At 64.2% G+C, this 10,765-nt stretch carries 9 protein-coding genes; 6 read left to right on the top strand and 3 right to left on the bottom strand.

The features are described from left to right. Positions 1 to 7: 7 nt before the first annotated feature. Positions 8 to 1,096 carry a hypothetical protein gene (locus HBN54_RS23075; RefSeq protein ID WP_168675607.1) on the bottom strand — a complete coding sequence of 363 codons (1,089 nt, stop codon included), beginning with the start codon at positions 1,094 to 1,096 and terminating at the stop codon, positions 8 to 10. Positions 1,097 to 1,304: 208 nt separating this feature from the next. On the opposite strand from HBN54_RS23075, the gene HBN54_RS23070 reads away from it, so the two are divergent. The 5 genes from HBN54_RS23070 (at position 1,305) to HBN54_RS23050 (ending at position 7,786) form a co-directional block, all read left to right on the top strand. Beyond that, complete coding sequence (locus tag HBN54_RS23070) at positions 1,305 to 1,979, top strand: response regulator transcription factor (protein WP_168675606.1); 675 nt, start codon at positions 1,305 to 1,307, stop codon at positions 1,977 to 1,979. 174 nt (positions 1,980 to 2,153) lie between these two features. Next, on the top strand, positions 2,154 to 3,521 hold the full coding sequence (locus HBN54_RS23065) for a sensor histidine kinase (protein WP_168675605.1): 1,368 nt from the start codon (positions 2,154 to 2,156) through the stop codon (positions 3,519 to 3,521). A gap of 113 nt (positions 3,522 to 3,634) precedes the next feature. Next, positions 3,635 to 4,546, top strand: coding sequence for an efflux RND transporter periplasmic adaptor subunit (locus tag HBN54_RS23060; RefSeq protein WP_168675604.1), 912 nt, complete (start codon positions 3,635 to 3,637; stop codon positions 4,544 to 4,546). A gap of 9 nt (positions 4,547 to 4,555) precedes the next feature. Next, positions 4,556 to 5,221 (top strand): response regulator transcription factor, encoded by a 666-nt coding sequence (locus HBN54_RS23055; RefSeq protein WP_168675603.1) that lies wholly within the window; start codon positions 4,556 to 4,558, stop codon positions 5,219 to 5,221. 255 nt (positions 5,222 to 5,476) lie between these two features. Beyond that, entirely contained in the window at positions 5,477 to 7,786 is a 2,310-nt protein-coding gene (locus HBN54_RS23050) for a patatin-like phospholipase family protein (protein WP_168675602.1), read from the top strand. A 40-nt stretch (positions 7,787 to 7,826) separates the two neighbouring features. Here HBN54_RS23050 and HBN54_RS23045 read toward each other — a convergent pair whose 3' ends face one another. Continuing rightward, positions 7,827 to 8,534, bottom strand: a complete 708-nt coding sequence (locus HBN54_RS23045; RefSeq protein ID WP_168675601.1) for an alpha/beta fold hydrolase — start codon at positions 8,532 to 8,534, stop codon at positions 7,827 to 7,829. Between the two features lie 434 nt (positions 8,535 to 8,968). Between HBN54_RS23045 and HBN54_RS23040 the strand changes: the two genes are divergently transcribed. Further along, complete coding sequence (locus tag HBN54_RS23040) at positions 8,969 to 9,523, top strand: RNA polymerase sigma factor (RefSeq protein WP_168675600.1); 555 nt, start codon at positions 8,969 to 8,971, stop codon at positions 9,521 to 9,523. Between the two features lie 126 nt (positions 9,524 to 9,649). Here HBN54_RS23040 and HBN54_RS23035 read toward each other — a convergent pair whose 3' ends face one another. After that, positions 9,650 to 10,570 (bottom strand): NAD(P)/FAD-dependent oxidoreductase, encoded by a 921-nt coding sequence (locus HBN54_RS23035; RefSeq protein WP_210428164.1) that lies wholly within the window; start codon positions 10,568 to 10,570, stop codon positions 9,650 to 9,652. Between the last annotated feature and the right edge of the window lie 195 nt (positions 10,571 to 10,765).

Genomic DNA, 10,765 nt, shown 5'->3' with positions numbered 1-10,765 from the left:
ATCAGCCTCAAACGCAAGCGTAAGCAAGCGGCCTACGACAATGAGTACCTCCGGCGACTACTGCAAAATGCCTGATATTTGGTGCGGAAGCCCTACACCGCATATAATGTTCGTGGCGCTGCACGGGCCGTCCATTATAATCGGCCGTGCGCCAGGCGGGCAGGTGCACCAGCCCACCCGTGCCCGCCGAGGCCGAGCCATCCCAGGAGCCGGTGGGCTGGTCAAGATGGCCCGTGGTGCGCGTAATGCGCAGCGTCTGGACCACGGCGGCACTCAGCACGGGCATACCGGAGCAATTACGCGTGAGGGTGCGGGTGCGCTGCTGGTAGCGCAGCGTGTCACCATTGGCGCTGAAGGAGCGGCTGATGATGCTGTCACGTGTCCAGATTTGGGTTTGGCACGTCACGCCCGGCCCCAGCGCAAACTGGTTCGTGGTTCGACGCAGGAACACGTCGCCGGGCTGAAAATCATACACCGCAAAAGCCCCAAGCTGATTGATGCCCAAACCCACCTCGGGCAGCGCCGTGAGGGTGAGCGTAGCCGGCGGCAGCCGGGCATTGAGGTAGTGCCCCAGGGCCGGGCCGCTCACCCAGCCCAGGCGCTTGCCGAGCGTGATTACAGCGCCATCGGATAGGGTAATGGTGGCCAGCGAATCGGCTAGCCCCAGCACCGTACCCAGCGTGCGGGCCGTGACGCGGGCCGTAAGGCCGGCCGTGGTGGCGGCCCATACCTGCCCCAGCGGGGCGCGGGGGCGCAGCGTGAAGGTGCGGCCGTTGGCGGCCGTGAGGACGTATTCAGCCCCGGCTTTCAGGAGCAGCGAAGCTCCGAACAGGTTATCGTTTCGTTGCACATAGTAGCCGCAGCCAAACTGCTGCGCAGGGGTCCGGCTGGTGCGCTTATCGAACAAAAACAGGGAATCGGCCCCTTGGGCCTGCCCACTGGCCAGGCGCAGCAGGTGCGTGGTATCGCCGGGCGTGGCACTGGCGCTGAGTTGGTAGGCGAGGCCAAAACGAAACGGCCGGTAGGCCTGGGCGCGGGCTGTGGCAGCACTCAGGACGAGCACGGCCGCTAAAATGAGCGAGGAAAAGTGTTTCATGCGCAACTGGGAAGGACTAACGACGCGCTGACTCCGGTAGCAGCGGCGGGGCATAGCGGGCTGTGCGTAAATATATTAAGCCCAGAATTAATCGATAAGAAGGGCGCGCCTCGCGGCTGGCGGCTGGGGTGGTGGCCGCGAGCGGCCGGGCAGCGGCACACTCTGCCGCCATACCCCGGGCCGCCGCCGACCACCTTACTTTGCAGGCATGAACATTCTGCTGGTTGAAGACGACCCCCGGCTTTCGGCCCTCATCAAGCGGGGGCTGGAGGAAGAACAGCTGACCGTGACCGTGGCCGCCGATGGCGAGCGCGGCCAGGAGCTGGCCCTCGCGCAGCCGTTCGACCTTATTATTCTCGATGTGATTCTGCCCCACCGCAGCGGGCTGGAGGTGCTGGCCGCCATCCGGACGCAGGATGCGCGGGTGCCGGTGCTGCTGCTCACGGCCCTGGGCACTACTACCGACAAGCTCCAGGGCTTCGGCAACGGGGCCGACGACTACCTGGTGAAGCCCTTCGATTTTGCCGAGCTGGTGGCGCGGGTGGGCGCCCTCACGCGGCGCGGTGGAGCCCAGCCCCACTGTGCCCGCCTGGCCTTTGCCGATGTGCTGATGGACACCGCCAGCCGCACCGTGACGCGAGCCGGGCAACCCCTGCGCCTCACCACCCGCGAATTCAGCCTGCTGGAGCTGCTGCTACGCCACCCCGGCCGTGTGCTGAGCCGGGGCGAAATCGCGGAGCACGGCTGGGACGAATCCTTCGACGCGGGCAGCAACGTGATTGACGTGTACGTGAGCTACCTGCGCAAGAAGGTGGACCACGGCTTTCCCACCAAGCTTATTCATACCGTGACGGGCGCGGGCTACGTGCTGCGGCAGGAATGAAGAAGGGTTGAATTTTAAATGTTGAGGGTTGAATTCATTTTTCCATTCTGATTTAATCAAACCGAATACGCTTATCCTGTTCAAACCAGTTATTCACCCTGTTTAGAACAGACTCCGCAGACGTGTAAAGAAGAAAATTATTCAACCCTCAACATTCAAAACTCAACCCTTCAAATGACCATCCGCAACCGCCTGACCTGGCTCTTTGTGGGCGTGGTGGCCTTCATTCTGCTGGGGGTGCTCACCACGGCTTTTTTGTTGCAGTCTGACTACAGCCGGCGCGATTTCCGGCAGCGCCTGCGCGAGCGGGCGGTGGTGGCGGCCTACATCTACCTGGAAAAGGATGAGCTGCGCAGCTCGGCGTTTCAGGCGTTTCAGAAACAGTTTCAGCGCACGCTGCCCGAGGAAATCATTCAGCTGTACGATGCCACGGGCGAGGTGCGCTTCGTGCGCGAGGATGCCCGCCTGGAGGTGCCACCCGAGGTGCTGGCGCGCATTCAGGAGGGGCACGAGGAGTATTTCGAGGACGGGCCGCGCGAGGCGGTGGGCATTTTCTACCGCGACAACCAGGGCCAGTACGTGGTGGTGGCCGGGGCCGAAAACCAGTATGGCAACGCCCGGCTGCGCTACCTGGCCACTATTCTGGTTTCGGTGTTTGTGCTGAGCCTGCTGCTGATTTACGCGGCCGGGCGGCTATTTGCGGGGCGGGCGCTGGCCCCCATCGCGGCCCTCAACGGCCAGATGGAAAGCATCTCGGCCCACGACCTGCACCGGCGCGTGGCCGAAAACCTGTCGGGCCGCGAGCAGGATGAGCTCTCGCGCCTGGCCCACACCTTCAACCGCCTGCTCGACCGCCTCGAAAGCAGCTTCGACGGCCAGCGCGCCTTCGTGCGCAATGCCTCGCACGAGCTGCGTACGCCGCTGGCCGCCAGCATCGGCGAGGCCCAGCTGGCCCTGGCCCGCGAGCGCGAGCCCGCCGCCTACCGCGCCGCCCTGCACGCGCTGCTCACCGACCTCACCCAGCTCAACGCCCTGCTGAACCACCTGCTGGAGCTGGCCCAGGCCGAAACCCCGCTGCCCGAGCACAACACCCGCATTCGGGTTGATGAGCTGCTGGCCGAGGCCTGTGCCGCCATTGCCCCGGCCCAGCGCCCGCGCCTGCGCCTGCACACCGGCCACCTCCCCGCCGAGCCCGAGCAGCTGGAGCTCACCGGCAACCGCACCCTGCTCAACAGTGCCCTCATCAACCTGCTCGAAAACGCGCTGAAGTACTCGGAGCCCCGGCCCGTGGCCGTCGAGCTGGAATACGAGCCCGGGGGCGTGCGCCTGCGCATCCGCGACGAAGGAATCGGCATTGCGGCAGCCGATTTGCCGCAGGTATTCCAGCCGTTTTTCCGGGCCGGCAATGCCCGGCCGGTGACGGGCCACGGCGTGGGCCTGCCGCTGGCCCGCAAAATCATTGAGCAGCACGGCGGCCGGCTGGAGCTAACCTCGCAGCTGGGCCAGGGCACCACCGTACTGGTGCACCTGCCCACAGCGTAGCGGTGCAACGCATGGTAGCGCCAACGATAAAATTCGCGCTACTGCACGCCTTTCTAATCGTATTCTAATGACTTGCCGGTAGCCTTGCAGCAGTTTAATAACTGCCGCGCTCCATGTCCCTACCCAACCAGCCGCTTGCGACCCTCCGCAACCGCCTCCCCTACCGCAACAGCATCCTCGCGTTCGGCACAATGCTCGGGCTGCTGGCCTTCACTGCCTGCACCTCTTCCGAAGCCGATGCCCTGGACGAGCCCGCGCCCCAGCAAGCCAGCACCGAAGCAAAAGCCACCACCGAGCCCGCGGCACCCGAGCTGCTGCTGAGCGGCGAAATCGCGGCCGATGCCAACCGCACGGCGCGGGTGTTTCCCCGGGTGGGTGGGCAGGTGCTGCGCGTGGGGGTTGATTTGGGCGATGAGGTGCGCCAGGGCCAGGTGCTGGCCGTGCTGCAAAGCCGCGAAATAGCCGAGCTGGAAAACCAAAGCACCGCCGGAACCGCCGACCTGGCCGTGGCCCGCAAGAACCTGACCGTGACCGAAGAGCTGCTGGAAAGCGGCCTCGGGGCCGAGCAGGACGTGTTCCGAGCCCGCGCCGAACTGGCCCGCGCCACCGGCACCGCCACCCGCAACCACCGCCAGCTCGACGTGTACGGCCTGGCCCGGGGCGGGCAGTACGAGCTGAAAGCGCCGGTAGGAGGCTACATTATTGAGAAAAACCTGGCGACGGGCATGCGCTTCAACGCGACCCATGTGCCGGCCGCCTTCACCGTGGCCAACCTCGACAGCGTGTGGGTGATGGCCAACGTGTTTGAGTCGGACCTGGCCCAGGTGCACAAAGGGCAGGCCGTGGAAATCACCACCCTGAGCTACCCCAACCAGCCCCTGCGGGGCCGCATCGACCAGCTTTTTCACCAGCTCGACCACGACAGCAAAGTGATGAAGGTGCGCTGCACCCTGCCCAATCCCGGCCACCTGCTCAAGCCCGGCATGCACGCCCAGGTGCGCGTGCTGGCCACCCCTGCCCTCTAACTACCGCACATGGCCATTCTCATTATTGAAGCCGATGAAAGCCGCCGCGCCACCGTGCACCGGTTTTTGCAGCGCGCCGGCTACCTCACCGACCTTGCCCCCAGCCTGGCCGCCGCCACCGCCAAGCTGGCCGTGCGGCACTACGAATTTGTGCTGCTGGCCCAAACCCTGCCCGACGGCGAGGGCCTGACGCTGCTGCACGAAGCCAAGCGCCGCAACTACCAGGCCGCCGCATTCATCCTGCTCATGGCCACCGACGCGGTGGACGACCGCCTGCGCGGCTTCGCCGCCGGGGCCGACGACTGCGTGGCCCGCTCCACCACCCTGCTGGAGCTGGAGCGGCGGCTGCGCAGCATTGCCCGGCAGCGGTTTGGCCGGCCCCGGCCCCGCATCAGCTTCGGGGCGGGGTTTGAGCTGGACCTGGCCGGCCGGCGCCTGCGCCACGGCTCCCAGGCCGTGGACCTGAGCCGCTCGCAGTTCGACCTGCTGCACCACCTGCTGCGGCACCGGGGCCGGCCCCTCACCCGCGAGCAGTTGGGCGCGCACATCGGCAAGGGCTCCGAGGGCTCCAACTACATCGACGTGCACATTATGAACGTGCGCAAGGCGCTGGCCCGCTTCGCCCCGCCCGATTTCCTGCAAACCGTGCGCGGCATCGGGTATCAGGCGGCGTAAGGATTGTCATTTTCGGGCTCAGGCGAGGTAGGGGCGGGGCTTGCCCCCGCCCGGCGTTGCACGGAATCGTGAACACAGTGCGAACGCCGGGCGGGGGCAAGCCCCGCCCCTACCTGACACATCTAATCACAAGCATTTTACCCAACCATAACAGAAGCAAAACCGCTACCGGCCCACCCCACAAAAACCCCACGGCCCGGCCCGGCGTACCAGCGGCAGCAGCGCAGTTCCGGCGCTGGTTATTTTTGGTTCTTTATGCGTCATTTCTGTACTCGCTTACCGCTGGCTTTTTTGCTGGCGGCGTTTTTTGTTTTTAATGTTTCGGCCCAAAAGGTAGGGCTGGTGCTCAGCGGCGGCGGGGCCAAGGGGCTGGCCCACGTGGGCGTGCTGCGGCAGCTGGAGAAAAACCACATTCCCATCGACTACATCGTGGGTACGAGCATGGGCGCGGTGATTGGCGGCATGTACGCGGCCGGCTACTCGCCCGATGAGATTGAGCAGATTGTGCTCAGCCCCGAGTTTCAGCGCTGGACTTCGGGCAAGCCGCTGGAAAGCAAAACGTTCAACTTCCTCACGGCCGAGCCTTCGCCTTCGGCCCTGCGCCTGGGCATTGCCATCGACTCCTCGTTTCAGGCCCGCATCAGCACCAATCTGGTGAACGATTTGAACCTGAACCTGGCCCTGACGCGCTTGCTGGCCCCGGCCGGAGCCAGCGCGAATTACAACTTCAACAACCTGTTTGTGCCCTTCCGCTGCATGGCGTCGGAAGTGTTTACGCGGCAGGTGGTGGAGCAGAAAAGCGGCTCGCTCTCCGATGCCATTCGCAACTCGATGTCGTTCCCGCTGGCGTTCCGGCCCATCCGCAACCTCGACGGCAAGTACTACTACGACGGCGCGGTGTACGACAACTTCCCCACCAACACGATGAAAAAAACCTTCGCCCCGGATATCATTATCGGGGTGAACGTGGGTGATGTGGCCTTCAAGAAATACCCCAAAAACGATGATGCCCTACTGGCCAGCACCGTGGCCTTCCTGGGCACGAGCGTGGCCGACACGGGCAGCGTGGGCAAAAACGGCATCTACATCCAGCCCAACCTCGATGGCCTGGGCGTGGGCGATTTCGACCGTGTAAAAGACTTCATTGCCGAAGGCGACACCGCCGCGCTGCGCGAGATGGCCCTGATTAAGCAGCGTATTCCGCGTCGGGTCGACTCGGTGACGCTGCAAAAGCGGCGGCTGGCGTTTCAGGGCCTGGCCCCCAAGCCGCGCTTTATAGAGGTGAAGGTGAACGGCCTGCGCCCCGACCAGAACGAGTACGCGGCGCGCTTTTTCCCGCACTCGGGCCGGGAGTATTCGCTCGACGACATTGAGGAGGGCTACTACCGGCTGGCGTCGGACGACTTTTTCAAGAACATCTACCCGCGCATTCGCTACGACGCGGCGCGCAAGGGCTACATTTTTAGCGTCGATGCGCAGCGCAACAACAACGTGAGCACCGAAATCGGCTTCGTGCTCAGCAACCGGCCCATCGACAATATTTTCCTCGGCGTGGAGTATCGCTACCTGCGCAGCCTGCTCTACACCACTTCGGCCGACGTGAGCCTGGGCCGCTTCTACACCGGCGCGCACGGCTCGTTCCGCATCAACGTGCCGGCGCGGCTGCCGTTTTTCTTCGAACCCGAGGTGACGTACAACCAGTGGGATTTCCAGAACACGGGCGGCGTGCTGGGCCGCAACGTGCTCAATACCCAGGTGCGGCAGCAGGACACCAAGCTGGGCGGGCAGTTCGGCATCAGCCCCACCTACCGCAGCCGGCTACTGGTGGACGTGGCCACCTTCGTGACCAAGGATGAATACACCAACTCAAAGGAAATCAACACCTCCGACGTGCTCGACGCCACCGTGTTCCGGGGCGTGACCGGGGCCCTGCGCCTGGCCCGCAACACCCTGAACCGCAAGCAGTACTCGACCAGCGGCCACCGCTACGTGTACACGCTGCGCGGCGTAACGGGGGCGGCTACCTACACGCCGGGCTCCACGGCCCAGCAGGCCAGCAGCTCGCAGCACCGCGAGTGGCTCCAGTTCCGGGCCACCGTGGAGCGCTACTTCACGCTGAAAGGTGACCGCCACGCCTGGGGCTATTTTGGCGAGCTGATGGCCAGCAACCAGCCCACGTTCACCAACTACCGCTCGTCGCAAACCATGGCGCCGGTGTTTGCGCCACTGACCGACTCGCGCACCCTGTTCCTGGATGCCTACCGCTCGGCACGCTATGCGGCCGCGGGCCTGCGCTACACCCAGCCCTTCCTCAAAAAGCTGGAATGGCGCACCGAATTGTACGTGCATCTCAATGCCCAGCCGCTGGTGCAGGGCGACCAGCAGGTGGCCGTGCGCAAGTCGGGCTTCGACCGCCCCCGCATCACGGCCAGCACGGGCCTCATTTTCCAGACGCCGGTGGGGCCGCTGGCCGTGCACGCCCGCTTCTACGACGACCCGGCCGAGCGATTCGGCATCTACGGGCACCTTGGCTTCCTGCTATTCCGCAGCCGGGCGCTGGAATAGGCGGCCGGGTTTGGCCTGAGGTGCCGGGCTGAACAGTTGTTCAGCCCAGTACCTGGCGCACTTCGGCGGCGGCCTCCAACGGCAGCAGGTGGCCGGCGGCCGGCACCACTTCGAACGAGGTGCCGGTCGGCAGCAGCGGCAGCGTGAGGCGCTGCTGCGTGGCCGGCGTGATGGATGTATCGCCGGCGCCCACCAGCAGATGGCAGGGCACACGCAATTGCGGCATCAGGGAGCTGATGTCCTCGCGGGCACCTTTCAGCAGCCAGGTGGCCCAGGCAGTTTCGGTACTGCGCAGGTTATCGGCAATTACGTGGTCGCGCACGAGCGCCGAAAGGGGCTGGCGAGTGATTTCGCGGAAGGTTTTTTCTGCTTCATTCGGTTTGCCGTAGGCGGCCAGCGCAGCGGCCCGGGCCGTTTCAGACATGGGCTCGCCCGCCGGGGGCGAGGGCGAGAGCAGCACCAGCTGGTGCAGGCCCTCCGGCTGCCGGGCGGCCAGGGCCAGGGCCATTTTGCCGCTCATGCTGTGCCCGATGAGGGTAAAATCCGTCACCTGCTGCTGCTGAATATAGGCGGCTATCCAATCGGCATAGGCCTGCACCGAGTAGTCGAAGCCCGGTGGCACCGGCTGCGCGCCGAAGCCGGGCAGGTCCGGGGTCAGCAGGTTGGCACCGGGCAGGAGCGGGCGCAGCACGTCGTATTCGCGGCCGGAGCCGGCCCAATAGTGAAGGGCAATGAGCGTAGGAGTCATAAAGATAAAGCAGTATGCAAGGCTGTACGGCAGTACGCTGGCAGCAGTTGAAAATGCGAACGCAACAATAGCAAGGCACTTACGCAGAACTGCTTGCTAAAACCCGGCATTGCTTTTTTTGCTTTGTTCCCAATGCAATATCGTTCCGGGCTTAATCTATATTAATCATTGAATTAACTTGTAGTTGGAGGCTTGCTTGGGGGCTGCCGCTCACGCTACTGCCGCGCTAGCACAATCCGGCTTTGGGAAAGTACCGTAGGTTCTGGTTCAATTACCAATTGGCTATTCGATAATTACCTTCTTCTCACCCCTCACCCCACCACTTATTCCCGTATACGCTACTATTCCTTTCCGCTTATCCTAACCCTCAGGCGTTTGACTCGGCCCACGATTGATTGTGGGTGACCAGTCAGGCTCCTTCATCCTTCCCCTGTATGAACACAACTCCGACGTTGCTGCCCGCAACGGACGAAGAGCTTCTCGTGCAGCGCCTGATAGGGCGCGACGAGCAAGCCCTGCGTGAGCTACACGACCGGTATTCCCGCAACCTGCTGGCGGTTATCGTGCGTCTGGTGCGCGATGAATCGCTGGCCCAGGATGTGCTGCAGGAAGGCTTGCTCAAGGTCTGGCTGAGCATCGACCGCTACGACGCCGCGCGCGGCCGCCTGTTTACCTGGATGGTTCGGGTGTGCTGCAACCAGGCCATCGACGCCATGCGCAGCCCCCGGCACCGTTTCAACAGCGGCACCAAGTCGCTGGAAGTAGGCGGAGCGCAACGCGCCCAGGCCCCCACTTCCTTCAACCCCGAGCACATCGGTCTGCGCGAGCTCACCCTCAAGCTCAAGCCCAAACAGCGCGAGGTAATTGACCTGCTCTACTTCGGTGGATGCACGCAGGTTGAAGCCGCCGAGCAGCTCGGCATTCCCTTGGCCACGGTGAAAACCCGCGCTCGCGCCGCATTAGTAGTACTGGCACACATGGCAAGGTAAGTTACCAGGCTAAGAGTCTGTCATCCTGAGCGCAGCGAAGGACCTTATCACGATTGAACGAGTACCGCTCAGCCATGATAAGGTCCTTCGCTGCGCTCAGGACGACCGTTTTTTTAAGCTAAGCCCCTATTTTGGGCATTCCTCCCGCGTCAGGCTTTCGTTGATGACGATGGCGGCGTGGTTGCCATCGGCGGCGGCCAGCAGGGCCTGCTGGGTACCGGGCTTGGTATCGCCGGCCGCGTAGAGGCCGGGAATAGACGTATGCAGCTTGGAATCGACCCACACCGCACCCTTGCTGGTAAGGCGGGCCCCCATGTCTGCCGCCAGCGGCGTGCGCTGGTGCTGGGGCGCGTGCAGAAACAGTGCCGCCCGCTCCAGCTGGTCGCCGTTGGCAAATTCAATGCAGCGCAACTCGCCGTTTTTGGCCCCAATAAGACGGGTAATGGGCTCTTCACGAATTCCGATTTTTTCGCGGCGCAGGCGGCGGCGGGCATTGGGCGTGAGGTGGCCGGGGCCATTGGTTACCACAATTACGTCGCGGCTCCAGCGGCTCACCAGCAGGGCCAGGCCCGTTACGGTGCGGCCCTGGCCATACACAGCCAGCGGCTGGCTGCGCACCTCCCAGCCGTGGCAGTACGGGCAGTGCAGCACGCCCCGTCCCCACAGCTCGCGGAACCCCGGCAGCGGCGGCAGAATATCCGATACGCCCGTGGCCAGCAGTACCCGCCGGGCCGAAACGGTGATGGGCGTATCATCGGCCGTGCCATGGCCGGTGGCGCAAAAGCCCTTGCCCTGCCGCGTGAGCGTATCGATGTGCAGGCATTGCACTTCCACGGTCTCGTAGGGGGCCAGCTGCTCCTGGCCCAGGCGCAGCAGCTCGGCCGGCCGAATGCCGTCACGGGTCAGGAAACCATGCACGCCGGGCGAGGCCGCGTTGCGCGGCGGCCCGCCATCAGCCACCAACACCCGCCGCAGGCAGCGCCCCAGCGTGAGGGCCGCCGACAGTCCGGCGCTACCCGCGCCAATAATCAACACATCGTATTCCATACCAAAGGCCACAGTCAGGGGGCCGGCTGGTTTAACCGCCACTTCGCCTGTGAGGTTACGCTAGCGGCTGATTTAACAAAAAAACCCTCCCCGACTAAGGCTTGTCCTTACCCAAAACTCTGAAAAGCGCCGGCCGGTAGGCCGGCGCTTTTTTTTGGCATTACTCCTGCAACAGTTGGGCGGCCATCTGCACGC

This window comes from Hymenobacter artigasi, assembly GCF_012275535.1.
In the GTDB taxonomy this organism is placed as follows: Bacteria; Bacteroidota; Bacteroidia; order Cytophagales; family Hymenobacteraceae; genus Hymenobacter; species Hymenobacter artigasi.
Note: the sequence above shows the minus strand (reverse complement) of the source record. Positions and strands in the feature narration are given on the sequence as shown.

Coding starts and splice junctions, on each gene's coding strand:
- HBN54_RS23075 (WP_168675607.1), bottom strand. CDS start 1,096: ATGAAACACTTTTCCTCGCTCATTTTAGCGGCCGTGCTCGTCCTGAGT.
- HBN54_RS23070 (WP_168675606.1), top strand. CDS start 1,305: ATGAACATTCTGCTGGTTGAAGACGACCCCCGGCTTTCGGCCCTCATC.
- HBN54_RS23065 (WP_168675605.1), top strand. CDS start 2,154: ATGACCATCCGCAACCGCCTGACCTGGCTCTTTGTGGGCGTGGTGGCC.
- HBN54_RS23060 (WP_168675604.1), top strand. CDS start 3,635: ATGTCCCTACCCAACCAGCCGCTTGCGACCCTCCGCAACCGCCTCCCC.
- HBN54_RS23055 (WP_168675603.1), top strand. CDS start 4,556: ATGGCCATTCTCATTATTGAAGCCGATGAAAGCCGCCGCGCCACCGTG.
- HBN54_RS23050 (WP_168675602.1), top strand. CDS start 5,477: ATGCGTCATTTCTGTACTCGCTTACCGCTGGCTTTTTTGCTGGCGGCG.
- HBN54_RS23045 (WP_168675601.1), bottom strand. CDS start 8,534: ATGACTCCTACGCTCATTGCCCTTCACTATTGGGCCGGCTCCGGCCGC.
- HBN54_RS23040 (WP_168675600.1), top strand. CDS start 8,969: ATGAACACAACTCCGACGTTGCTGCCCGCAACGGACGAAGAGCTTCTC.
- HBN54_RS23035 (WP_210428164.1), bottom strand. CDS start 10,570: ATGGAATACGATGTGTTGATTATTGGCGCGGGTAGCGCCGGACTGTCG.